This window comes from uncultured Granulicatella sp. (genome assembly GCF_963521425.1).
Taxonomy (GTDB): Bacteria; Bacillota; Bacilli; order Lactobacillales; family Aerococcaceae; genus Granulicatella.
On sequence record NZ_CAUQUN010000020.1, the window covers coordinates 1 to 24,955 of the forward strand.

At 33.8% G+C, this 24,955-nt stretch carries 19 protein-coding genes and 1 tRNA gene; 4 read left to right on the forward strand and 16 right to left on the reverse strand.

The annotated features are described in order from the left end of the window. From RWO76_RS05960 to trkA, 4 genes are all read right to left on the reverse strand, one after another. Nucleotides 1–4,213: GEVED domain-containing protein (locus RWO76_RS05960; RefSeq protein ID WP_314354752.1), on the reverse strand; the 4,213-nt coding region annotated here is incomplete at its 3' end. A gap of 432 nt (nt 4,214–4,645) precedes the next feature. Next, entirely contained in the window at nt 4,646–5,563 is a 918-nt protein-coding gene (locus RWO76_RS05965; RefSeq protein ID WP_314354753.1) for a DMT family transporter, read from the reverse strand. 11 nt (nt 5,564–5,574) lie between these two features. Next, nucleotides 5,575–7,041, reverse strand: a complete 1,467-nt coding sequence (locus RWO76_RS05970; RefSeq protein WP_314354754.1) for a TrkH family potassium uptake protein — start codon at nt 7,039–7,041, stop codon at nt 5,575–5,577. A gap of 12 nt (nt 7,042–7,053) precedes the next feature. Beyond that, the gene (trkA, locus tag RWO76_RS05975) at nt 7,054–8,406 is read right to left on the reverse strand and encodes a Trk system potassium transporter TrkA (protein ID WP_314354755.1); all 1,353 of its coding nucleotides are present in this window, start codon (nt 8,404–8,406) and stop codon (nt 7,054–7,056) included. A gap of 131 nt (nt 8,407–8,537) precedes the next feature. Here trkA and RWO76_RS05980 point away from each other — a divergent pair, with 131 nt between their 5' ends. After that, the gene (locus RWO76_RS05980; RefSeq protein ID WP_314354756.1) at nt 8,538–8,984 is read left to right on the forward strand and encodes a SprT family protein; all 447 of its coding nucleotides are present in this window, start codon (nt 8,538–8,540) and stop codon (nt 8,982–8,984) included. A 62-nt stretch (nt 8,985–9,046) separates the two neighbouring features. Further along, nucleotides 9,047–9,129: transfer RNA gene (locus RWO76_RS05985), tRNA-Leu, on the forward strand. Between the two features lie 165 nt (nt 9,130–9,294). On the opposite strand, the gene RWO76_RS05990 is transcribed toward RWO76_RS05985, so the two are convergent. The 3 genes from RWO76_RS05990 to gorA form a co-directional block, all read right to left on the reverse strand. Further along, nucleotides 9,295–9,675 (reverse strand): VOC family protein, encoded by a 381-nt coding sequence (locus tag RWO76_RS05990; protein ID WP_314354757.1) that lies wholly within the window; start codon nt 9,673–9,675, stop codon nt 9,295–9,297. Between the two features lie 223 nt (nt 9,676–9,898). Continuing rightward, entirely contained in the window at nt 9,899–10,600 is a 702-nt protein-coding gene (locus tag RWO76_RS05995; RefSeq protein ID WP_314354758.1) for a YjjG family noncanonical pyrimidine nucleotidase, read from the reverse strand. A 129-nt stretch (nt 10,601–10,729) separates the two neighbouring features. Further along, nucleotides 10,730–12,079, reverse strand: coding sequence for a glutathione-disulfide reductase (gorA, locus tag RWO76_RS06000; RefSeq protein WP_314354759.1), 1,350 nt, complete (start codon nt 12,077–12,079; stop codon nt 10,730–10,732). 203 nt (nt 12,080–12,282) lie between these two features. On the opposite strand from gorA, the gene RWO76_RS06005 reads away from it, so the two are divergent. After that, nucleotides 12,283–13,479 carry an O-antigen ligase gene (locus RWO76_RS06005; protein ID WP_314354760.1) on the forward strand — a complete coding sequence of 399 codons (1,197 nt, stop codon included), beginning with the start codon at nt 12,283–12,285 and terminating at the stop codon, nt 13,477–13,479. A gap of 307 nt (nt 13,480–13,786) precedes the next feature. Here the strand turns inward: RWO76_RS06005 and pheT are convergent, their stop codons facing one another. The 5 genes from pheT to RWO76_RS06030 form a co-directional block, all read right to left on the reverse strand. Continuing rightward, on the reverse strand, nt 13,787–16,207 hold the full coding sequence (gene pheT, locus RWO76_RS06010) for a phenylalanine--tRNA ligase subunit beta (RefSeq protein WP_314354761.1): 2,421 nt from the start codon (nt 16,205–16,207) through the stop codon (nt 13,787–13,789). A gap of 12 nt (nt 16,208–16,219) precedes the next feature. Then, nucleotides 16,220–17,269: a phenylalanine--tRNA ligase subunit alpha gene (gene pheS, locus RWO76_RS06015; RefSeq protein WP_314354762.1), complete on the reverse strand. Its 1,050-nt coding sequence runs from the start codon at nt 17,267–17,269 to the stop codon at nt 16,220–16,222. A gap of 360 nt (nt 17,270–17,629) precedes the next feature. After that, on the reverse strand, nt 17,630–17,839 hold the full coding sequence (locus tag RWO76_RS06020) for a hypothetical protein (RefSeq protein WP_314354763.1): 210 nt from the start codon (nt 17,837–17,839) through the stop codon (nt 17,630–17,632). Between the two features lie 8 nt (nt 17,840–17,847). Continuing rightward, nucleotides 17,848–18,387: an NUDIX hydrolase gene (locus RWO76_RS06025; protein WP_314354764.1), complete on the reverse strand. Its 540-nt coding sequence runs from the start codon at nt 18,385–18,387 to the stop codon at nt 17,848–17,850. 89 nt (nt 18,388–18,476) lie between these two features. Next, nucleotides 18,477–20,696: a penicillin-binding protein 2 gene (locus tag RWO76_RS06030; protein ID WP_314354765.1), complete on the reverse strand. Its 2,220-nt coding sequence runs from the start codon at nt 20,694–20,696 to the stop codon at nt 18,477–18,479. Nucleotides 20,697–20,918: 222 nt separating this feature from the next. On the opposite strand from RWO76_RS06030, the gene RWO76_RS06035 reads away from it, so the two are divergent. Then, nucleotides 20,919–21,821 carry a TDT family transporter gene (locus RWO76_RS06035; protein WP_314354766.1) on the forward strand — a complete coding sequence of 301 codons (903 nt, stop codon included), beginning with the start codon at nt 20,919–20,921 and terminating at the stop codon, nt 21,819–21,821. Between the two features lie 53 nt (nt 21,822–21,874). Here RWO76_RS06035 and RWO76_RS06040 read toward each other — a convergent pair whose 3' ends face one another. The 4 genes from RWO76_RS06040 to RWO76_RS06055 form a co-directional block, all read right to left on the reverse strand. Continuing rightward, nucleotides 21,875–22,336 (reverse strand): hypothetical protein, encoded by a 462-nt coding sequence (locus RWO76_RS06040; RefSeq protein WP_314354767.1) that lies wholly within the window; start codon nt 22,334–22,336, stop codon nt 21,875–21,877. An 11-nt stretch (nt 22,337–22,347) separates the two neighbouring features. Further along, nucleotides 22,348–22,860 (reverse strand): DUF6115 domain-containing protein, encoded by a 513-nt coding sequence (locus tag RWO76_RS06045; protein WP_314354768.1) that lies wholly within the window; start codon nt 22,858–22,860, stop codon nt 22,348–22,350. Between the two features lie 143 nt (nt 22,861–23,003). Next, a complete protein-coding gene (locus RWO76_RS06050) occupies nt 23,004–24,197 on the reverse strand; it encodes a toxic anion resistance protein (protein WP_314354769.1) in 1,194 nt (397 codons plus the stop codon). Between the two features lie 12 nt (nt 24,198–24,209). Next, nucleotides 24,210–24,893 carry a 5-bromo-4-chloroindolyl phosphate hydrolysis family protein gene (locus tag RWO76_RS06055; RefSeq protein ID WP_314354770.1) on the reverse strand — a complete coding sequence of 228 codons (684 nt, stop codon included), beginning with the start codon at nt 24,891–24,893 and terminating at the stop codon, nt 24,210–24,212. Between the last annotated feature and the right edge of the window lie 62 nt (nt 24,894–24,955).

Below are 24,955 nucleotides of genomic sequence, written 5' to 3' on the forward strand. Positions count from 1 at the left end.
TCTCAGTTGTTCCATCTTCGAATGTTGGTTTTACAGTTTCGTCGATTTCTACAGTCTTTTCTTCACCATTTACAGTTACTTTTCCACCTTCAAATGTTGGTGTCCCTGATTGAGTCGCACCTTGAACATTTGTAGTAATTACATCTTTACTTGTTGGTGTTGTTGGTTTAACTACTGGAGTATAATTCGCTGTTACTGGTGTTCCGTTCATATCTACACGTTGAACGCCTACACCTGTTGCTTTTCCAGTAAATTGTGGTTCTGGTTTAAATTCTACCATACCGTTGTTAATTGTGTATGTTCCTTCTCCTGGCACTACCACTGGATCTGTTGTAGGTTTTCCAGTCTTAGGATCGATTAATTCAAGACTCTTAGACTCATCGATTGGTACGATTTCTGTTTTTCCATTTACTGATACACGTCCACCTAAGAATTTTGGTAATCCTTTTTGAGTTTCACCTTGAACATCTTCAGTTATAGCATCTGTTGCTGTCGGTATTGCTGGTTTAACTTCTGGTGTGTATGTTGCTTTAGCTGGTGTTCCGTTCTTATCTTGACGTTGAACTGTTACACCTGTTCCTTTACCAGTGAAGTTTTTCTCTGGAATGAATGTAACTGTTCCGTCTGGATCTACTGTGTAAGTTCCTTCACCTTCGATTGTTACTGAATCAACAGTGTCTCCAGTTTTTGGATCTACTAATTTAGCTGGCACTGTATCGTCCATTTCAACAGTTTTTTCTTCACCGTTTACTGTTACTTTCCCACCTTCAAATGTTGGTTTTCCTGATTGAGTTGCACCTTGAATACCTTCAGTTGTTTTGTCTTTACCTGTTGGTATTACTCCTACGATAGATGGTGTGTAAGTTGTAGAAACTTTTGATCCATTTTTATCTTCAGCTTGAACTTTAGCTGGTTGTACTTGTCCTGTGTAAGATTTGTCTGTTGGTGTGAATGTTACTACACCTGTTGTTGGATCTACAGTGTATTCACCAACTTTTTTACCACTTGGGTCTAGAGCATCTACTGGTCCATTTGCTTCTGTTCCATCTGGATTTAATAATTTTACAGATCCTTCTTTAATAGGTACTTCTGTATTTCCTTCTGTAAATGTTGGTTTACCTGTTTGAGTTTCCCCTTGTACTCCTGTTGAAGTATCTGAAGTTGCAGTTGGTTTAACAGGTGTTACAGTTGGCGTGTATTTTGCTTTAGCTGTTGCTATTGCAGGTTGACCATTTTTATCTTGACCTACTGGTGCTGTTAATGATACGTCAATACCTTTAGCAGTTCCTGTAAATTGTGGTTCTGGAGTAAATGTTACCGCTCCAGTTGCTGGATCGATTGTGTAAGTTCCTTCTCCTGGTACTGTTACTGTTTTTTCATCTGTTGGTTGTCCAGTTGCTGGATCTACTAATTTAGCTGGGTATTGTGCACTTGGTGTTACCGCATCTGGTGCAGTTCCATCACCATCTTTATCTAAATCGATTGAGAATTTAGGTGTTTTTGTTTGTGGTTTACCTTGGATATCTGTTGATTCTTCAGGTGTTCCTTTGATTTCTTTTGGAGTTACTATTGGAATATAACGTCCATCCATAGAACCTTTAACTGTAAGTCCAGCTAATTGAACTTGTTCACTAACTAATTCAAGTTGATCTTTGTTTTCTCCTTCACCACCGATGATTGTACGACCTTCGTTACCCCAACCAGTAGTGTTACCATTTACGTCTGTACGACGAATTGTAATACCATCTGCTGTACCTACGAAGTTTGCTTCTGGAATAAATTCTACATCTACATTTACACCGTTGTCAGTAATTTTATATTTACCTTGCCCTGGTACTACATAATAACCATCTACTAAGTCAGCATCTGTTACTAATGATCCATCAGGTTTAACAATTTGAGATTTAACTGTTGTATCAATAGCATTGTCTTTATCAAAATCATAGTTCTTTTGACCGTATGCATTAAATGCTACAGTAGATGTTTGAGTAGCACCTTGTACATCTGTAGTTTCTTTTTTAGTTCCACGTGGTGGGATAGTTTGTTGAACTTGGAAATCTTCTACTTCCCCAGAGTATGCAATACCAGTTGGCGCTTTAACGTCAGCTTTGTCGTAAGCAATACGTAAACGAGTCGCTAATTTAGTCGCAGTTGTATCTACGTTTTGGTAATTGTTTGTCCAAGTTAGAGTTACTTTTCCATCTTGTGTTACTTCAGTAACTCCTGCAGCTTCACCTTCATCAAATTTACCATTGTTATTAAAGTCAATCCAACCATTAACGTAAGCTTTAGCTTCTCCGTCTAGGTGAGCATCGAAAGTCATTGAGTATGTTCCATCATTAACTTTTTTAAGTTTGAAGTTATCGTTTGGAGCTACTTCATCACCCATTAATTGACGAGCTCCTTCATCCGCATCACCGATACCATTGATATCATCATATACAAAAGCATTTGTTTTGTTAATAGGTGTCGTACGTACGTCAACGTCAGCTGGAACAGATCCTAAGTATGGTTGGTGTTGTCCATCAGATTTAGAGATAGAGTGAGCTACTCTTCCGTATGAAGCTGGAGCATCCCCTTCATCTAAAACCATGAATCCAAGCATTGACCCTTGTTGACCATTAGACATAATGTACATACCGATATTTTTAGCATTACGTGTCATTACTAATGGAGTAGAAAATCCAGAATCACGGTGAGTTGATACCGGTCCAAAAACTTGTGTTCCTAATCCATCTGCATGAATAGTACCATCTTTTGCTGTTGCAGTAATTACAGTGTCTGTTGTAACTTTCGTATTGAAAAATCCTGCACCTTTGTCAGCTAAGAATGGAGCAAAAGCTGGTTTACCACTGCCTTCAAGCGTATAAGAAATACCTAATTGTCCATCTGCTCTATTTTGTCCGTGACCAGCAGTATCAACAGTTCTTCTTTCATATATTTCTCCAATATACGAACGAGCTGTTTCTTTTCCTGGAACATTAGAGTTTGACAACTCAGTTACTAATTCAAAACCATCACCATCTGTTGTATAGATTTCAATTTCAGATGAACCAGCTTCTTCCCCTGTTAAGAACACAACGTTCGAAGGAACTTCTTTGCCGTTTAATGTAGATTTAACCGAGAATTCTACCCCTACGTTAGCTCCATCTACTACAGATTGAATAACTGTTTTACCTTTTGTATCCATACCGTTTGTTTTCGCAACTGAGTAACCTCCTTGAGTTACTACTTTTAATTCAGCTGGTGTATTATCTTTGTAAACGTTTTGTGCATTAGCATCATAACCTGCTCCACCACGTTTTTTATACTCATCTGTTGAGTTAAATGGTGCTAATTTAGTAACTGTTAATGTTACAACATATCCAGGTGAGATTTCTTGTGTGAATTTTGTTCCTACTTTAAGTCGATCACCTTCACCAAGATTTTCTATAGTTGCTTTGCTACTAGCAACATCAAACCATTTAATTTGTTTCGTTAATCGTTCAGTGTTTTTATCTGCATATTGCTTCCAGTGGTTTGCTTGTTCTTCTTCTGAAAGTGGTGGTGCTGTTACTGTATCTGCAACATCCGCACGGAATGCATTTTCTTTATTGATTTCTTTACCATTACGTTCGTCATTTTTACCAGTGTTTGCAATAGAATTCGTTTCAGAAACCGGTTCCGTATTTGCTGCAGATTTCCCTACAGTTGGTTTCCCATTTGTTGTATCTTCTGTTGCTGGTTTTTCTTTCTTTTCTACTGGTTTATTTTTTAATTTTGAGTTAACTGTCATTACTAATTGTTGATAAGCTTTTGTTAACTCTTCTTGTGTTTTTGCACTTGTTAATGTAGCTTGTGCTGATGATAGTTCAGATTTTAAAGTAGCTACACTTTCTTCAGTTTTAGAAGCATATTTTCCTGCTTCGATATTCGAACTAATTTCTTTAATATAGTTCTCTAATTGAGTTTTATTTAATTGAACTGTTTTTTCTTCTTGTTTTGTTTCTTGCTTAGATTCTTGTTTTTCTTCTACTTTTTTAGGAGCAGTTTCTTCTGCTACCTGTTGTGTCGTAGTTTCTGTTTGTGCTGCTACTTCATTTGCAGATGCTACTCCACCTACCATAAAGAACATTCCACTAGCGATCATTACACTCGCTACACCTTGAGTGAATTTACGAATACCAAATTTTTGATATTGTTTAATAGGTTTTTGTTGATTGTTTTTACCCATTTACATTCTCCTTGTACATTAATTTATTAAAACTTTTAAAAGTCGGTGATTTAGATTTTATCCGATTCACAAACTTATGTCAACATTTTTTGTATAAAAAATCATTTTCAAACACATAAAACACAATTCATTCACATTTTCTTCATATTTATTACTACCACTTTAGAATGATTCAAATGTACATATGTGATAGACAAAAAAAAGAATTGTTTTTCCATATATAAAATATTAATAATTAAATCGTATAACTAGTCATAGTTAATAAAAATAATTCAAACTTTTTTATTTATTAATTCACTAAATAGCATCCAATCGCATACGATAAATTTCAATGTTATAAAATAAGCAGATTCACAATTTGTTCATTTTTGCTTCACAATTTTTATATTTGAATAAAAATACCTCTGCGAATTCACTTCACAGAGGTATAGGTTATCGTTTTATTTTCATATGTTGTTCTTGCAATTGTTCTTTCATCGTAATGAGATAAACTGCTATTAGTATGAGTATGATTCCCAAAATATCAATTAATTGGAACACTTCTCCTAATAATATCATCGAAAAGAATACCGAGGAAATTGGTTCTGCTGAAGCCAATAAACTTCCTTGAACAGGTCCAATAAGTGAAACTCCTTCTAAATACAATGTATATGCAAAAATCGTTCCAATTCCAATAATTCCAATAAAAGCTATTAGCGTGTAAGGCTTCCATTGAATTGTATATTGCCAACTTGCGCTTCCAATATAAAATAAAACCCCACCGGATAATAATCCTAATCCAGTTACCATTAAACTTCCCCATTGTTGAATTAATTTTCCTGGTAATAAGGTATATAATGAATAAGCAAATGCGGAAATAATTCCCCAAAACAAACCGGCAGGACTAAGAGATAAGTTAAAAGGATTCCCATGAGTCGCAATAACAAACGTACCTGATAAAGCAAAAACTATCGCAACAAATTCCATTACTGTTGGAACTGTCTTCTCTTTTAAACTCACATAAATGACAATTAAAATCGGACAAGTATACTGCAGAACTGTTGCAGTTCCTGCATTGGACGAGTGGATGGCAATTAAATAAGTCAATTGACATAACATCAATCCAAATATCCCAAAAAATAACATTCTACCCATTACTTTTGGAGACTTCACTACTTCACGAAATTGCTTCGGTTGTTTCCAAAATGCCAAAAACGTTAAAACTAAACCGGCAATCATCATTCGAAGTGCTGTTAAATAGATAGGAGAAACTGCTGAATCATTCATCAAATATTGACCACAAGCTCCAGATAATCCCCACGAAATTGCACCGATTAATGTATAAATTCTACCTTTTACGAATTTATCCAAAACGCTTCCTCCTATTTTTCAGAAATGAAAAACGCTCCTAACGAAGTGGTAGAGAATAATAAAATCATTGGATAAATTTCTAAACGTCCAGCAATCATTCCAAGAGATAATAAAATCGTATTAAAATCAGAATACATAGAGAAATTACTTGTTGGCCCCACTTCTCCTAATCCAGGTCCAATATTGTTAAAGGTCGCTGCAACGCTTGAAAATGCTGTAAGAAAGTCAGGTGCTTCAATAGAGACAGAAATTACTAATACTAAAAAAACTGCCACATACACTAATAAGTAATTTGCAATTCCACTAGACATTTTATCATCGACTACTTTCCCATTAAACTTCGGCATAATCACTCTACGTGGTTGTCCCATTTTCTTAATTTCAGCAATGGCATTTTTAAAATAAATCACTACACGAGAAACTTTAATTCCCCCAGCAGTCGATCCTGCACAGCCACCTACAAACATTAATAGTAATAATACTACTTGTGGAAATACTCCCCACTGACCAAAATCAGCTGTGGAATATCCCGTTGTTGTAATAATCGATGAAACTGTGAAAAATACACTTCTAAACGGAACATCTAACTGAGATTGAACGATACTTAATGAAGCAAAAATAGCTACTGAAGCAAAGGCAATAATTCCAAGATAAGAACGTCCTTCTTCATCCGTTAACACTTCTCGAATCGACCCTAATAATAGGAAATAATATAAGTTAAAGTTCACTCCAAAGAGCATCATTCCAACACCGATAATCCATTCAACCATCTCAGGATTTTGATAAATGGCAAATCCTGCATTATTAATCGAGAATCCACCTGTACCAGCTGTTCCAAATGATAATAATAAGGCATCAAATAACGGTACTTTAACAAGCATTAAAATAATGACCAATATCGCTGTCATTACTAAATAAATCGCATATAAAATACGAGCAGTTTTTGCTAGTTTAGAGACTAATTTCCCAAAAACAGGGCCAGGAACTTCTGCACGCATTAACTGAACGGAATCAGATCCCGTACTTGGTAAAATCGCTAATGCAAATACTAATACTCCCATTCCTCCAACTAAGTGGGTAAAACTACGCCAAAATAAGGAAGAATATCCTAAAATAGATAAGTCACTTAAAATACTGGAACCAGTTGTTGTAAAACCACTAGCAGTTTCGAAAAATGCATCTGCTAAATTTGGAATCTCTCCTGCAAATACAAATGGTAGCCCACCAAAAAATGATAATAATATCCAACTTAACGCTACGGTTACAATCCCATCGCGTGGCATAATTTTCATATTTTTAGGTTTTGCCAGTGTACAAACTGTTCCAATAATAACTACTAAAGCAATCGTTCCAGCATAACTTAGCAGTTGGTGTAAACTTTCTCGATAAATCAAACTAACGAATAATGGTAGAAGTAATAATAAAGCTTCCACTTGTAGGATTTTTCCTACCAAATAACATACTGTTCTTCTTTGCAAAATCATCAACTCCTAATCCAAAATATCGATAATATCATCGAAGTTTTTCTGAGTTGTTACGACGATTACTCTATCATGTGGTTCTAATTGGTCATTTCCATCCGGATAAATTAATTTTTCTCCACGAACGATAAAGGCAATTAATAAATTCGACTTTGTTTTTAATTTAGAAAGTGGAATCCCACAAACACGACTATTTCTTTCAATGCGGAATTGCAATGCTTCTACTTGATTATCCGCTACACGATACAAAGCTTCAACATTTGAACCTTTTGTATTCGCACGAGCACGCACAAATTGAACAATTTCATTTGCAACAATTTGTTTTGGTGTAATGATTGATTGTGGATCAACGTTTTTTAATACTTTTAAAATACCTGTACGACTCATTTTAGTAATAACTTTTCGAACGCCACGGTGTTTTGCATATACAGATAAAATTAAGTTTTCTTCATCAATTCCTGTTAATGAAACGAAAGCATCATAGTTTGTTAACATCTCTTCTTCTAATACATCGTGATCCGTTCCGTCTGCATGAATAATCGTTGCATTTGGGAATTGTTCACTTAAAAATTTCGCACGCTCTTCATTGACTTCAATGACTTTTGGATGGATTTTGGTCGTTTTAAGCATATCTAATAAGTAATATGCAATTTTCCCTCCACCAACTATTAAACTTGAACGGACTTGTTTCGTAATATGATTCGTAATTTTTAAGAAGGTAGAAATATCTTCGTATGCTCCAGTAATATGGATACGGTCACCTTTCTGAATAAAAGAATCCCCACTTGGAATAAACACTTCAGAATCACGTTGAATCGCACATACTAAAATAGTCCCAAATCGATTTCTGAAGTCTTTCAAGCTTAATCCAATTAATGGTGAATGGTCATGAATTTCCAACTCAATTAAACTTACTCGATTGCTGGCAAAACTTTCAACACTTAAAGCAGAAGGATATTTAAAAATTTTAAAAATATCACGTGCTGCTGATAATTCTGGATTAATTAATAAAGAAATCCCTAAACTTTCTCGAACAAAATTCAACTGTTGAGAATACTCTGGATTTCGAACACGAGCTACCGTATATTCTGCTCCAATTTTTTTAGCTAAAATAGCTGCAATAATATTAATTTCATCCATTTCTGATACAGCTAGAAAAATATCTGCATTCGCAACTCCTGCTTCTTGTTGGATATCGTAACTTGCTCCGTTTCCAACAATTCCCATAATATCAAATTTATTCATCATTCTTTCTACAATCACAGGATTTTTATCAATTAAAACAATGTCATTTGCTTCTGAAGTTAGTTCACGGCAAAGTACTTCGCCGACCTTTCCTCCACCAACAATTACTATTTTCACACATTTTCCTCCAGGTCTTTAAAATCTTCCGTCTGTCATTTTACTCTTATAAGAGAAGAACGTCAATGTATTGCAACAATCTCTATTCTTATATTACAATGTAAACATGAAAATATAAGGAATGAATGTAAATGGAAGAATTAGCTTTACAACAATTATGCCAAGAAATTTCAAATAAATACTTTCATAAAGAGTTTCGCCATCAGATTACTTATAATACTCGACTAAAATCAAGTGGTGGACGTTATATTTTAAAAACAGGCAATATTGAACTTAATCCTAAAGTTGAAAATATTCTTGGAAAAGAAGTCTTAATCGGCGTTATTAAACATGAATTATGCCATTATCACTTACATCAAGAAGGAAAAGGATATCGACACCAAGATAGAGAATTTAAAATGCTGTTACAACAAGTTGGAGGTCACCGTTTTGTAGAACGTATGGAACCTTTTCGTTATATTTATTCTTGCAACTCTTGTGGAACAACTTTTCATCGTATGAGAAAAATCGATACAAAAAAATTCCGTTGTGGTCGTTGTCGTGGAAATTTAGTGTTGGATTCTACTTCTGAGTCATAAGAGTCCCGTAATTTTTAACACTTGCATTCTAATGAAAACTTTGATACCATTACATACATTGAGCGGTCGTGGCGGAATGGCAGACGCGCTGTCTTGAGGGGGCAGTGGGTGTATACCTGTGCGGGTTCAAGTCCCGCCGGCCGCATAAAATATAGAAAAGGGATGAAACCATGATTTCATCCCTTTTATTTTGTATTTTGATGATTCTATCAGATGAACGACCCAAGGATTTTCATAATAGCAACAATAAGACCGTAGGGCTACTGCCGTCCTCATTCTACTATAGATAAATCCATTAAAAAATAAATTACTAATGATATACAATCTCAACTTTTATTCTATCAGGATCTTCAAAATATAATGCATAATGATTTTTTCCACCAGCAAATGGAAATTTGTTATCATATAATAATTCTACGTTCTCTTCTATCAATTGTTCTCTAATTTTTGTAATAATCATTTTATCAGAGCAGGAAAACGCCAAATGATTTAATCCTACATGACAACGATGGTAGTTAGTAGATTGATATTTTTCTTTTACTTGAACAAATACAATATAAAAACTTTCTTTTTTATAAGAAAATCCTTCTTCCCACTCTTGAAACAATTCAAATCCTAATTGAACTAAAAATTTAGAATAGAATAATTTTGTCTTCTGTAAATTACTTACATATAATTCAATATGATCCATTCTTATCCTCTCCCAACAATCTATGCTACTATGATATAAATCCATTAACATCCTAAACGTCCCCACATATATAATCGAACTCAAGGAATTTCATAGTAGCAATAGTGATAAAAACTGCAACTGCAGCTTTTATCACAAGAAAAGTTGAGACCCAGGCTCAACTTTTAGCAATGAGACACCGACAGGTGGCTGCTTGCGTCCTTATGCTACTATGTAAAATCCATTAATAAATAAATTTTTTCAGTTCGGATAAATGCCCAATTTGATACGTTGGCTCTACAGACAACAATTCCTCAGGTTCAGTTGGTCTCTCTGGATTTTCCATATACCAACAAGTATCCATTCCAATACGACTTGCCCCATAAATATCCGCCTTAAAACTATCTCCAATCATCAAGGCATTCTCAATCGTCATTCCTTCTGTTTGGTCTACAACAGCCTCAAAAAATTCTTTACTCGGCTTACGGTATCCCACAACTTCAGAAATAAATAATTTTTCAAAGAAATTCTCTAATCCAGCTTTTTTCAAACGTAATAATTGTGTTTCTTCAATTCCATTTGTGGCTGCGACCATAACAAAATCTTTCTTCAATTCATGAATAATATCTAATGCATCTGGCATCATTGTATTTGCTTCTGCTAAATAGTGTCGGAATTTTTTCTCACAAACACTTCCATCTACTTGAATTCCATAATAAGCAAACCAACGAACAAATCTTTCTTCATTTAAAAAAGTTTGAGAAATTTCTCCCTGTTCATATTGTTCCCATAAACCTTTATTCATTGTACGGTAAACTTCTAACACTTCTGGAGTCCATTCTAATCCATCTTCTTGGCTAATACGAGATAAGGCATAATCTTCTGCTCCCCAAAAATCAAAAATCGTATTATCTAAATCAAAAATTAAATATTGGTATTTTTTCACTTTTTTTCCTCCTAAAATCTTATGACAGTTTATCATACACTCTGTAGCTTTATTCTTCAACTAATATTATTTCTATAAAAAAAGGATACCTTTGCCGAAACAAACGTATCCTTATCCTTTAAATTCTCATTATCTCATTGTTACAAATTCTTCTGAAGCTGTTGGGTGAATCGCTACCGTTGCATCAAAATCAGCTTTTGTTGCTCCCATTTTAACAGCAACTGCGAATCCTTGAATCATTTCATCAATACCTTCACCAATTCCGTGTAATCCAATTACTTTTTCTTCTTCACCTAATGTAATTAATTTTAATTTTGTCATTTGACGGTGAACTGTAATCGCTGAATACATTCCTGCAAAAGTTGATTGATATACTTTGATATTTTCAGCACCATATTTTGCTTCCGCTTGTTCTTGTGTTAAACCAATAGAACCAATTGCTGGATGTGAGAATACAACTGTTGGAATTAATTCATAATCCATTTTCGCATCTGTTTTACCATTAAATAAACGTTCTGCCAATGTTCTACCTGCTTTAATCGCTACTGGGGTTAATTCTTTTTCACCAGAAACATCTCCTAATGCATAAATACCAGGTGTTGTTGTATTTTGATATTCATCTACTTGAATAAATCCACGTTCCGTTAATGCAACTCCTGCTGCTTCTAAATTTAATTGGCTGACATTCGCTTTACGTCCTACTGCCCAAATAACTTTTTGGCTTGTATGAGTTGTGCCATCTTCAAAATGAATTTGAATATCTCCATTTTCTAATTGTTCTAATTTTTGAGGAACTTTATGTGTATGTAATGGTTGACCATTTTTCTTCATTTCCTCTACTAACACTTCAACAATACCTTGATCAAATCCTCTTAACGGACCACCTTTACGTACAAACAAATCCGTTTTTACTCCTAGAGCATGTAATACTCCTGCTAATTCAACAGCAATATAGCCTGCTCCAATAATCGATACAGATTCTGGCAACTCTTCCCATGCAAATACATCATCAGAAGTACCTCCAAGTTCACTACCTGGAACATTTGGAATAAAAGCATATGAACCGGATGCAATCACAATATGTTTAGCACGAATATGTTCACCATTTACTTCTACTGTGTTTTTATCCACGAAACGAGCATACCCTTCGATATAGTCTACTCCATTTCGATTAAAGTTGTTTGAAAAAGCTTGGCGTGAACGTTCAATATAAGCCTCACGATTTTTTCTTAAAGTTTTGAAATCAAATGAAGTTTCTCCTATTGTATAACCATAGTCTGCAGCATAATTTTTTAATGTTTCTGAAACTTGAGCACCATACCACATTACCTTTTTAGGAACACATCCAACGTTTACACATGTTCCCCCAATAATATTCCCTTCAATGACAGCTGCTTTAGCTCCATACATAGCTGCACGATTCATCGTTGCACTACCGCCACTTCCTCCACCAATTGCAATAATATCATATTCTCTCATGATTTTTCCCTCTTTCATCTTTATTTAAAATATCTATGCGATTTCATTTACAAATATCATATCATTATCATCAGTTTTTTGTCTTCTATGTTGCTCAAAGCAATGATTTTTATGAGAAACCTTATAATCTCCTTAAAAATCTTCCACATTTCAATGAAAAATGGTAAAATGAGTCAGATATCATACCTTAGAAAGGAATTATTATGAAACTAATGTATATCCTTGATAAAATTAAGCGATTCCCAAATCAAGATTTGGCACTCTATTTAATGATTGTCAGTATTTTCTTGCCGTTTTACTTGTTTTTATCATTGTTCTTGTTTTATTTTATTCTATTAATTTTTACTGGAAAAATGAAACATATTTTAAGACAACTATTGAATTATCCAGTGTTATTAACTTTTATTGCTTATAGCACGATTATTTCAGCAGTAAGTGGTAATTTACTTGGAGTAGCAGCTTCCATTTTATTTTTATGGTTCGCAATATTCTTCGTTTATTACCAGAAACGGATTAATCAAGATTTTTTCCATATTGTCTTACAGACCATTTTACTTGGAAGTATATTTGCGGCTCTATTTGCCTTTTTAGAACATTTTGAAATTGTTCATAAATTTAACTACTCATTTTTGGATCCAAATATGCAAGTCTGGCATCAAAATCGTGCTGAGGTTACATTCTTTAATCCAAATTACTATGGAATCATTTGCTGTTTCTGTATTATGATTGGTTTTTACCTTTTCACAACAACAAAAAATTGGAAATGGAAAGTCATCTGTATTATCGCTTGCTTTATCAATTTATTCGGATTGAACTTTACTCAAAATAGAACAGCTTTCCCTGCTATTATTTGTGGAGCTATTATCTATTTATTTACAACGATTAAAAGTTCTCGAGCATTTTGGCTAAGTGTTGGCGTCTTTATTATTGGACTATTCTTCCTGTTTTCAAATGATATTGGAGTTCGAATGGGAACATTAGATTCGTCCATGGATGAACGTATTTCTATTTGGAATGCAGGATTTACTCTTTTCAAACAAAATCCATTTTTTGGTGAAGGCCCATTAACCTATATGCATAGTTATCAACGAATTGGTGCTATTTATCATGAACATGCACATAGTATTTATATTGATACAATTTTAAGTTATGGATATATCGGTACTTTATTATTAGCGATTGCTAGTATTAAACCTGTTCGTAGTTTAATCGAAATGAGTCGTCAACCACAAAAACGTCCAATTGTTGGATTATATGTTTCATTTTTAGTCGTTGTTGCGGTTCACGGAATTTTCGACTTAGCATTATTCTGGATTCAATCAGCTTTCATTTTCCTAGTCGTAATGTGCAGCATTCCAATGTGGGAAAGAAACGAAACGATTGATATCCCGCATGAATGAATAACAAATATAAAGAAAAAAGCCAGTTAGTACTGGCTTTTTTCTTTATATTCTTTTGTAGGCCTTATCATAAATTCTCCTCAAGTAAAATGATCTTTCTAATAGAAAGTTAAAAATAATTTTTTACGTTACAAGCTACGGAATAAAAGAATTTTCTTCGTAGTAAAAGCAAAAAAAGCCAGATAAATTCTGGCTTTTTTTGTAGGGAAAATTCGAGACCTAGGCTCAAATTTTAGCCATGAGACTCGCAGAGCGAGGCTGCTGGCGTCCTTGCTATTCAAGAAAAGTTCTTTTATTCCGCAGCGCCTTATCGAATAGTTACATCATCCAATGCAACTAAGGCTGTTTGAATACGATCCATTGCTTGTTTAATTTCTTCTTCTTGTAAAGTAGCTTCTTTATTTAAGAAACGAATAGAATAAGCTAGTGATTGATATCCTTCTTGTACATGTTCCCCTTTATAGACATCAAATAAAGTAATCGATTGTACGTATTGACCTGCATTTTCTCTAATAACAGACTCTAATGTTGCATGCGCCATTGTTACAGGAACTAATAACGCAATATCACGTGTCATCGATGGGAATTTTGGTACAGATTGAATCACACGTTCTTGTAATCCTTCTACTAATAAAGGTTCCACTAATAATTCAAATACAAATGTATCCGATAAATCTAATTCCTTTTGAATCACTGGATGAATTTTTCCAATAAATCCAATTAATTCTTCGCCTAAATAAATATAAGCTGTTTGACCTGGATGTAATTGTTGAATCTCATCTGTTGCAACAAAACGAATACGATCACTACAGTTCAATTCTGCAAAATAAGCTTCTAATACTCCTTTTAATGCGAAGAAATCAACAGGTTGTGCTGGTGATTGCCATGAAGCATGACCCCATTCTCCAGTTACAGCAGCTCCGATAACTTCTCTTTCTTGGAAATCTTCAGAACCATTTTTTCCAATGGAGAATACTTTACCTACTTCGAATAAACGAACATTTTGTTGTGAACGAGCGACATTATATTGTAATGCTTCCAATAAACTTGGTAGCATTGACTGTCTTAATTCACTTCTTTCTTCACTCATCGGTAAGTCTAAACGAATACTTGGTCTTTCTTCTACTGTAAACCAATGAGATTTTTCAGGAGTTGTTAATGCATAAGAGTACGCTTGAGATAAGCCTGCTCCTTGCATAAATTGACGAGTCCAACGAACAAAACGTTGTTTCTCAGTTAATCCACCTTGTGTACTTGCAGTTGTTGGTAATGTAGAAGGAATTTTATCATATCCATAAATACGTCCTACTTCTTCCACTAAATCTGCTTCAATCGAAATATCAAATCTCCAAGCAGGAACTGTCACATGGAATACACCTTGTTCTTCTTTTGTAGGATAAGCTAATTGTTTAAATACTTGCAATACTTCTTCAGTTGTAAGACTAGTTCCTAAAACGTGGTTTAAGCGTTCTAATGAAATTGAAACAACTGGTAACTCTAATGTTAGTGATTGAGCAGAAGCTACTCCTTCGACTACTTCACCATCTCCTAATTCAGCAATTAATGCTGCAGCTCTCTTACCAGCTTGTAAAATAGTCGCTTTATTAATTCCTTTTTCAAAACGGCTACTTGATTCACTTCTTAAATTATGTTTTTGAGAAGCTAGACGAATTGCTTTTGGATCAAATAAGGCTGATTCTAACGCAACAGTTGTTGTTGTTTCAATAATTTCTGAATCTAATCCACCCATTACCCCAGCTAAGGCAACTGGTTTTTCTCCATCTGTAATGACAATTTCATTACTTAATGTACGTTCAATACCATCTAATGTGACTAATGTTTCCCCATCTTTAGCACGACGAACATGAATTTGTTTAGCATTTAAACGATCATAGTCAAATGCATGTAGCGGTTGCCCATATTCCATTAAAATATAATTCGTTACGTCTACGATATTATTAATTGGACGAACGCCTGCTGCAATTAATCGATTTTGCATCCATTGAGGACTTGGTTTCACCGTAACATTTTTAATAATTTGTAAGTGATAAGCTGGAGCATCTACTTCATCTTCAATCGATACTGTCATCCATGGATTTAATGAAGATGAACCTCCTTCTAAAAATTCATCTGGTGTTAATGTATTTTCTAAATTATAAATGGCACCAATTTCATGAACAGAACCTCTCATACTTAAAGCATCTGCACGGTTAGCTGTAATATCCAATTCCACAATCGCACTATCTAATGCTAAAGCTTTAACAGCATCCATTCCAACTTCAATAGCATCATCTTCAAATACGTAAATGCCTTGTTCATATTCTTTTGGCACTAATGAAGAAGGAAGTCCTAATTCTTGTAGAGAACAAATCATCCCTTGAGACTCTACTCCTCTTAATTTTCCACGCTTAATTTTATGACCACCAGCAATACGTGCTCCATGAGTCGCTACAATAATTTTTTGCCCTTTAGCAATATTTGGTGCGCCACAGACGATTTGTAAAGATTCTTCCCCAGCAACATCCACTGTAACGACATGTAAATGATCTGAATCTGGATGATCTACTACTTCTAATGCACGACCTACAACTAATCCACTTAGTCCTTCTCCAGGAACGGATACACTATCTACTTCAATTCCAGTACGTGACATTTTTTCCCCTAATTCTTGAGGAGTAATTGAACTTAAATCTAAATATTCATTTAACCATTCATACGATAATTTCATATTCTCTTCTCCTTACTTCGTAAATTGATTTAAGAAACGAACATCATTCGTATAAAGTGAACGAATATCTTCGATTCCATATTTCAACATTGCAATACGGTCTTGTCCTAATCCAAAGGCAAATCCACCATAAACGCTTGAATCTACTCCAGCAGCTTCTAATACATTCGGGTGAACCATTCCAGAACCTAAAATTTCAATCCAACCTGTTCCTTTACAAATCGAACAACCTTGTCCGCCACATTTGAAACAACTAATATCTACTTCTAAAGAAGGCTCCGTAAATGGGAAGTAACTTGGACGTAGTCGAACTTCACGCTCTTTACCAAATAATTCTTTGGCAAATGCAGCTAATGTTCCTTTTAAGTCTGCCATTGTAATATGTTTATCAATTACTAATCCTTCAATTTGATAAAATTGATGAGAGTGAGTCGCATCATCATTATCACGTCTAAATACACGCCCTGGACTAATCATTTTTAATGGACCTTTAGAGAAATCATGTTTTTCCATTGTTCTTGCTTGAACTGGTGAAGTTTGCGTACGTAATAAATACTCAGGTGTAATATAAAATGTATCTTGCATATCACGAGCAGGATGATCTTTTGGTAAGTTCATCATTTCAAAGTTATAGTGGTCTGATTCTACTTCTGGCCCTTCTACTACTTGGTATCCTAATCCAATGAAGAAATCTTCCACTTCATCACTAACGTGACTTAATACGTGTTTTGTACCTACAGTCATTGGACGACCTGGCATTGTAACATCAATAGTTTCTTTACGTAAAGATTCCACTAATGCCTTTGCTTCTAAGTCAGCTTTAATGCTGCCAATTTTTTCTTCAATCACACTACGTAATTCGTTGGCTAAAGCTCCTACTTGTGGACGTTCTTCTGGAACAATATTTTTAATATTTTTTAGAACTTCAGTAATTGGTCCTTTTTTCCCTAATTGTTGCACACGAATTTGTTCAACTTCTTTTAACGTTTGAACAGTTTCTAATGCAGCTAACACATCTTGACGAATCGCATCAAATTGTTGTTTCATTTCTGCTAAATTCATTTTGTTTCCTCCTATAAATCATTTTAATAAACAAAAAGTCCCTTACAATTCCTAAAAATTGTAAGGGACGAACTTTATCGCGGTACCACCCTCATTCCTGCATTGCAGGCACTCGGCGTTATTAACGGTAACGAACCGATCCATTATTCATCTTATCGAATCCCAATGGCAACTTCGGAAGTGAAAAGTTGTAGATTTTCATGAAAGGCTTTCAGTCGCTGACCTTTCTCCCTAATAATGAAATTTTCTATAACCCTTTTCCATCAATGTCTTTAAATATATGTGTTATTTTATCAAAGCTCTTATAAATTGTCTAGCCTTAAATCATGTTCTAAATTAGAATCTAATATTTCCATCATTTTATAAGAAGATTTGAACTCCGATTGCTACAATAATCAGTACAATCATCGCAATCATCCAAATCGTTAAAAAGCGATTATATCTTTCTAAAAAAGGCTTTTTAGGAACTGGTGAATCATTCCATTCAATCTCTTCACTATTTTGAGACCTTCTTTGCTCTACAACATGTTCTCTCAAAGCTTTTCGTGTTAATAATGGTTCTTTTGACATATTTTCTCCTATTGATGCAATGCTGCATATTGAACAGCAATAATCGTTTTTGCATCAGTAATTTCTCCGTTATGAATTTTCTGAATCACTTCTTCCACTGGAAGCCACTCAATTGAAACAAATTCATCTTCATCTAAAGGTGCAGCATTCGTTAAGTGTTGAATTCCTTTTGCTTCATACAAATGAATCTTTTCATTACAATATCCAGGAGTTGGTACTAAATCAACTACTTTTTTCCATTCATTTGCACTTAATTGTGCTTCTTCTTCTAACTCTCTTTTGGCTGCTTCTAATGGGCTTTCTCCATCATGATCTAATTTTCCTGCAGGAATTTCTAATGTATGAGCTTCAATAGCTTTACGATATTGACGAACTAATAAAATTTTCCCTTCGTGAACAACAAGAACTGCTACTGCTCCATTATGTAAAACAATATCTCTTGTTGATTGTTTACCATTTGGAAGAGATACTAAATGGTGTTCAACTGTAAATATACCACCTTGGTATTTCACTTCTTTTTGTACGGTTACTTCTGTAAAATCATTCATAAACACTCCTCCTTAATTGTATTATAGCTTATCACTTTCATTTATCAATAAAAAAGGCTTTTGATAAATCAAAAGTCCTTTTTTATACTTTATTGTCCCTGTCTTCTTACTGGAGCAACAGGAACACTATCATTTTGTTGTTGTCTTGCAGTTGCTGATTGAGTATTTTGTTGTCCCTGAACATTTCCAGCTTGCGAAGTATTTTGTTGTGCTTGCCCATTAGGTGTTGAAGATGTAGATGAAGGACTTTCTTTATGGAAGTATGCATCATACACTTGCTTCGTAATACCTGCTGCAAAATCTATTGGAATTCCATTTGAAAAATAAGGAGCTACAACTGATACAACAATTTCTGGATTGTCCGAAGGAGCAAAAGAAGCAAATGTTGAATTTTCTACTTCCTTTTGATTATATTGTGGTAATGGTCCTCCATAAAATGCTTCTACTGTACCCGTTTTACCAGAAACAGAAGGTGTGTAATTTCTAAACGTATAAGCTGAAGTTCCGTTTGGACCATGTGTTACACGATATAATCCTTCTTTAATATGATCAATTAAACTAGGTTCTACTTGAATAGAATTCATAATTTTTGTTGGAACTACCGTTTCTAAATCACCAATTCCACCATCTTTACCTGTTGAATGAATTTCTTTTACTAAACGAGGTGCAATACGTGTTCCCCCATTAGCAATGGTAGCCATATACTGAGCTAATTGTAATGGCGTATATAAGTCAAACTGACCAAACGCAAAGTCCAGTGCAGAGAAGGCAGCACCTGTACCTCCATTATATCCTTTCCCTTCATTTGGTAAATCAATACCAGTACGAACCCCTAACCCAAATTGTGCATAATACTCACGCAATTTATCAAATACGTTAAGATTGATATTTAATTTTCCACCTTTTTTATATTCATATTGTCCGCCCATTCTCATGGCTAACTTAATCATATAAACGTTGGAAGAACGTTCAAGAGCATCTAAGTCTGTTAATGGAATACTACCATTTCGGTTAAATACAGAACTTTTAGGTTCAGAAGCCTCAAATTCAATTGGTTCATCAATAATAGTATTATCATCTTTTGTAATAACGCCATCCATATATCCAGAAAGTACTGTTGCTGCCTTTACGGCTGATCCCATCCCAAAAGCACCATTAATAGCGCCTAGGGCATCATCTTCAATTCCAGTTACTTGGAAACTTTCATTGTATTTTTTCTTTTTACCAGTAATTCCTAAAATATCACCCGATTTTGGATTCATTGCTACTACATATACTCGGTCAGCTGTAGGATCCGATAAACCTTCAACAGATTTAGTAACAATATCTTCTAATTTTTTTTGAAAATCTGTATCAATTGTCATTACTAAATTCGAACCTGCTTTTCCACCATAGCGTTCTTCGTGGTTAACAACTTCTCCACGATTATTTGTCTGACTTTGAACAACAGTTTTGGTCCCACTTAAAACAGCTTCATACTGTTCTTCTAAATAACTTGTTCCTACACGATCATTTAATGAATAACCTTGTGTTAATAAAGAACGTACTCTATCTGAAGGTAAACCGGTTGTCTCAGAAGATACCGAACCTAAAATGGTCTTTAACATATCTCCCATTGGATATTCTCGATCCCAATCTGAATCAATGTCAATTCCTTTTAATTCTCCTAGACGTTCACTAATACGAGCAACTTCTTGTTCTGTTACAGAATCATTTTTTATAGTAACAGTCGACAAAGCATATGCACTATTCATTTTTGTAAAAATAGCAATCTCTTGTTTTTCTCTATCAGAATATTGAATTTGGTCTTCAGTAATATGTTCTAACTGTAATTCATAAGTTTTACTAGTTGATAATCCTTCTTTGGTTGCTTTCTTTTTTTCTTCTGAAGTTAGTAATTTACTTGCTTCATCTGGGTGAGTTGCGAACCAATAATCTTTTAAATCTCTATCTCTTAATTTACTTGTATCTACTGTAATAAAGTCTGTTAACTTTTTAGCTGTTTCCAACATACTACTTGTAGTTGCATCTGAGGAACGAGTATAATTAATAGCTAATTTTGGTTTATTTCCTACTAATATCTTTCCTTTACTATCATAAATAGAACCTCTTGGAACTGCTTTTTTTGCTGTAGAAGTTTCTGTACGTTTCACTAAGGCGATGAAGTCATCTCCTTTGACTAATTGAACATACGCTAATCGTCCGATTAATGCCATAAATGAAAAAAACACGATAAAAAATAATAAATTTAATCGAAATGGAATATGTGATTTTTTCTTTAAGGGTCGATTCTTTCTTTTGTTAATCATGTATTCACATCCATCTTTTAATATTCACTGCTCCATTATAGCATAATTTAGATTTGGATTAATAATAAATCTATCAGAATTTAAAATTATTTAAACTTAATTAGATACAACTGTAAAAGGAAACACTCTTCCTAATTTAAATTTTAATCCCTTTCAAATTTAAATTCTCCTACATTTATTTTTATGTTATACTTTTCTCAAAAAGATTATTGGAGGATTTTTATGAAAAAGTTACCTTTAGCATTTTCCGGTTGCCTTCTTGGGTTAGCTGGCGCTGGAAATCTTATCTCAAACAACTTGCCTGAATTATCTCATGTTTTTAGTAGCATAGGATTAGGATTATGGATTATCTTCTTAATCTCACATTTATTAGATTGGAAAGAAGGCAAGCAAGAATTAAAGAAACCGCCCGTTTTATCCGGAATGGCTACTTTCCCTATGGCAGGAATGATTTTATCAACATATTTATTACGTATACTGCCAAGTGTCCCTTACTTAGCACAATTCATTTGGTGGTTTTCATTCCTTTTAGATATTGGATTAATCACTTATTTTACGATTCAATTATTGACTTCAAAAGAAAGAATTTATGCTACTCCTAGTTGGACAGTTCTTTATGTTGGAATTGCTGTTGCCGCTCTAACTTATCCAGTTGTAGGAATAATACAAATAGCCTACTCAACAATTATTTTTGGTTTTATCCTTACTTTTTATTTATACCCACGTATTTATACAGACTTAAAGAAAAAACCACTTCCTACTTCGTTATTAGGTCAAGAAGGAATCTATTGTGCACCATTTTCATTATTACTTGCTTCATTAGTGCGAGTGTGGGTAATTTATCTACCACTTTGGGTATACGTTTTGATGATTATTGCCTCTCAATTATTTTTCTTTTTAGTATTAAGTCGCCTACCACAAATTTTAAAACAAGGATTTCACCCCTCATTTTCAGCTTTAACATTCCCAACTATTGTTACAGCAACTTCACTGAAAATGACTCAAGGAATTTTACAAATTCCTCTATTGAATCTATTTGTTACTATCGAAATACTCATTAGTTTAACGATTTTAATTTTTGTCTTATTTAGTTATTTAATCTGGATGAAACAATCTTCAATCTAAAACAAGAAAAGAGGTAAACACTATTTTAAGTGTTTACCTCTTATTTTTATAGATTAACGTAACGCTCCAATTGTACGAGCAATTTCTTCAAAGCTACTATTTGGTTGGATTTCAAATGAACCTGCCAAAATATTTTCAGCAATATTATTTTCTAATAAATAATCTACAAATGCTTTAGAATCAGTGATAAGTCCTGCTTCTTTTAATTTACGAGCTACATCACTAGATACTTCTCCACTTTCAACTGTAATTGTTACAGGTTTATCTGCAACTTTAGCCGTTGTTTTTGTAGTGGTTTCAGTTGTTTCAGCTTTCTGAGCACTTTGTGTTGTTGCTGCAGCTGTAGTTGTTTCTTCAGTTTTTTTAACAGTATCCGTTACTAATGGTAAGTGAACGCTATCTAATTTAGTTTTCAATGTTTCAGGAACAAATGGCCATGCCACTGTTACCAAAGCTAAGAAAATTGCTGATAAAAGGAATCCTACACCTAAAGAGCGAAATTTTGTTTTACTCATAATACCCCTCCTTAATGTGAATCTGATTCAAAATAGCTATCAATAACTAATTGAACAGTTGAAACTGGTACATTTAATTGTTCAGCAATTTCTTCATAAGAACCACCATGACTAAATAAAGTCAAAATATGTTTACGAGTAATACTGTGTAACTCTTCTTCTTGTTCTGATTGAGAACTAGATGATTCAGTAAATGTTGGTTTTGGTTCAAAAACTGGTTGAACTTCTTCTTTTTCTTCAAATCTTGGAGTGAAAGTTGGTTCTGGCTCAACTACTGGTTGTGGAATAAATGTAAATTCTGGTTCAGGTTGAGGAGTATGCTCAACAGGAGCACGATAAATTGGTGTTCCTTCCAACTCTTGAATTTTTTTCTTTAAAGAATACACTTCTCGATTTAATTCTAATAAGCCTTCACTTAATTCATCTAATTCATCTTCATATTGATTGTCTTTTAAGAACAATGAAATGAATAAGAAAAATACTGCTAAAGCTAATAATGCTACTACTACGATCCAAACGTGCATTTTCTCACCTCATTAAAAAATTTATTTATCTCTATTGTAAATAATGTTTGAAAAAATCGCAAGTTTATTTTATTACAAGCAGATTACAACTTTACTACTGAATCGTAATTTAAACTTGTAACTCTATCTAGCATTCCATTCTATTAATCTTGATGAATTTGTTTTTCTTTATGACTTAACACTAATAATTTTTGTCTTAAATCTTCTTCCATATTTGTTAATTCAACTTCCGCTTTTCTTCTTCTTGCTCTACCTTCTTGTTGAATCTTCAATGTTTCTTCTAATGTTTCAATTAAATCTTTTTGAGTTTTTTGTAATGTTTCTAAATCAATAATGCCTCGTTCATTTTCACGAGCAGTTTCAATTGTAGAAATTTTCAACATTTCTGAATTTTTTTGAATTAATTGATTCGTTGTTTCTGACACTTGTCTTTGTGCTGTTACTGCATCTTTTTGACGTAATAATGTCATCGCAATCGCTATTTGGTTTTTCCATAATGGAATTGTAGTTGTAATGGATGATTGAATTTTTTCAGCTAATGCTTGGTTTGTATTTTGAATTAAACGAATTTGTGGTGCTTGTTGAATCGTCATTTGTCTCGTTAATTTCAAGTCATGATTTCTTTTTTCTAGACGGTCTAGGAATTGTTCTAAGTCATTCACGACTTGTACATCCATTTGGTCTCCTGTTACACGTGCTTTTTCTAAAGCTTCAGGAATTAATGTTTCTTGTAATTCAACTAATTTTAGTTCTCCAGCTGCAATATAAATATTTAAAGCATCAAAGAAATCTTTATTACGTTGATATAATTGTTCTAAAGATAAATTGTCATTTAATAAACCATTTTTCTCGTGGTCTAAACGAATCGCAATTTTATCGACTTGTGAGCCCACTTCTTGGTACTTCGCTTGCATTTCATAAATACTCTTCTTAATTTTTCCAAAGAATTTTTGGAAGAAGCCTTGATTTTCAGCTACTAAATCATTTGGATCTGTTTCATTTAAACGCTCCATTAATTCGTTTAAAATATCCCCAATTTCTCCAGTATCTTTTGCTTGTACATGAGAAAGCATTTGATGAGAAAATTCTCCTAATTGTTTTTGCGCTGCAGCTCCATAACTAATAATTGCTTGTAAATTTTTTTCATCAATTTGCTTCGCTAATGCACGAGCTTGTTCTTGATGTTGTTCATCCAATGTATCGATTAATTTCTTCGGACTTGCTTCAGTTTGTGTTGCTGGAAAATCATGAGACACTTCTGATAATGGTGTTACGCTTACTTGTTCTCCAAATGGATTTTGAATTAAATCTTCTACTGTTGTTTGTTTTTCTGTCATGTATATTTCCTCCTAAAAATCTTCAAACTCTTCTTTTTGAGATTGTTTTTGAATATATTCCTTTTCTAAATATAAATCATTAAAATCTTGTGCTTGGAATTTTTGATAGTCTGCTTCAATCTGTAGACAACAGTCATCTATGAAATTCATTGTTTGATCCAACATTTGGTAAGTTTCCTGTGTTTTAGAGATATGTTTTTCAATTTCAATATATTTTCCCATCATTTCTTCTAAACCTGGTAAATACGTATTTAAAAACTTATCAACGGCATGTAATCGTTCGGGATGTTGAACAATTTCCTTGAAATAATCTTTTAAAACGGTGACGATTTGATAACGATTCGCAATCGCTTCTAGTTTATTATTTTGTTTTATATAAGCTTCGATTTGTTGAATTTGAGTTTTTGCTCGATTCATTTTTTCTCTAAAAAAGGCTACATCGCTTTCTGTTAGACCTGCCTTATTATAAATCTCTTGTTGTTTTTCTGACGGGCCTTGTAATTCTTTTTCCTTATGTAGGTATGTTTTCCAATTTGGTGGATTCATTTCTTTACGGAATAGAACATAGAAAAATATTCCATAACAAAGTAAAGCGAATAAAAATACTTCTGCTGTATTATCCATTTCTTCATAAACAGCTGCACTAACGGCTACAAAGAAAAATAGTTTAATAACTTGAATCATATGTTTCTTCATAAGACTTCTCCTTTATCAACTCTCTTAGGAAAATTATAGCATATTCTCGTCCTACTACAATG

Coding starts and splice junctions, on each gene's coding strand:
- RWO76_RS05980 (WP_314354756.1), top strand. CDS start 8,538: ATGGAAGAATTAGCTTTACAACAATTATGCCAAGAAATTTCAAATAAA.
- RWO76_RS05990 (WP_314354757.1), bottom strand. CDS start 9,675: ATGGATCATATTGAATTATATGTAAGTAATTTACAGAAGACAAAATTA.
- gorA (WP_314354759.1), bottom strand. CDS start 12,079: ATGAGAGAATATGATATTATTGCAATTGGTGGAGGAAGTGGCGGTAGT.
- RWO76_RS06005 (WP_314354760.1), top strand. CDS start 12,283: ATGAAACTAATGTATATCCTTGATAAAATTAAGCGATTCCCAAATCAA.
- pheT (WP_314354761.1), bottom strand. CDS start 16,207: ATGAAATTATCGTATGAATGGTTAAATGAATATTTAGATTTAAGTTCA.
- pheS (WP_314354762.1), bottom strand. CDS start 17,269: ATGAATTTAGCAGAAATGAAACAACAATTTGATGCGATTCGTCAAGAT.
- RWO76_RS06020 (WP_314354763.1), bottom strand. CDS start 17,839: ATGTCAAAAGAACCATTATTAACACGAAAAGCTTTGAGAGAACATGTT.
- RWO76_RS06025 (WP_314354764.1), bottom strand. CDS start 18,387: ATGAATGATTTTACAGAAGTAACCGTACAAAAAGAAGTGAAATACCAA.
- RWO76_RS06030 (WP_314354765.1), bottom strand. CDS start 20,696: ATGATTAACAAAAGAAAGAATCGACCCTTAAAGAAAAAATCACATATT.
- RWO76_RS06035 (WP_314354766.1), top strand. CDS start 20,919: ATGAAAAAGTTACCTTTAGCATTTTCCGGTTGCCTTCTTGGGTTAGCT.
- RWO76_RS06040 (WP_314354767.1), bottom strand. CDS start 22,336: ATGAGTAAAACAAAATTTCGCTCTTTAGGTGTAGGATTCCTTTTATCA.
- RWO76_RS06045 (WP_314354768.1), bottom strand. CDS start 22,860: ATGCACGTTTGGATCGTAGTAGTAGCATTATTAGCTTTAGCAGTATTT.
- RWO76_RS06050 (WP_314354769.1), bottom strand. CDS start 24,197: ATGACAGAAAAACAAACAACAGTAGAAGATTTAATTCAAAATCCATTT.
- RWO76_RS06055 (WP_314354770.1), bottom strand. CDS start 24,893: ATGAAGAAACATATGATTCAAGTTATTAAACTATTTTTCTTTGTAGCC.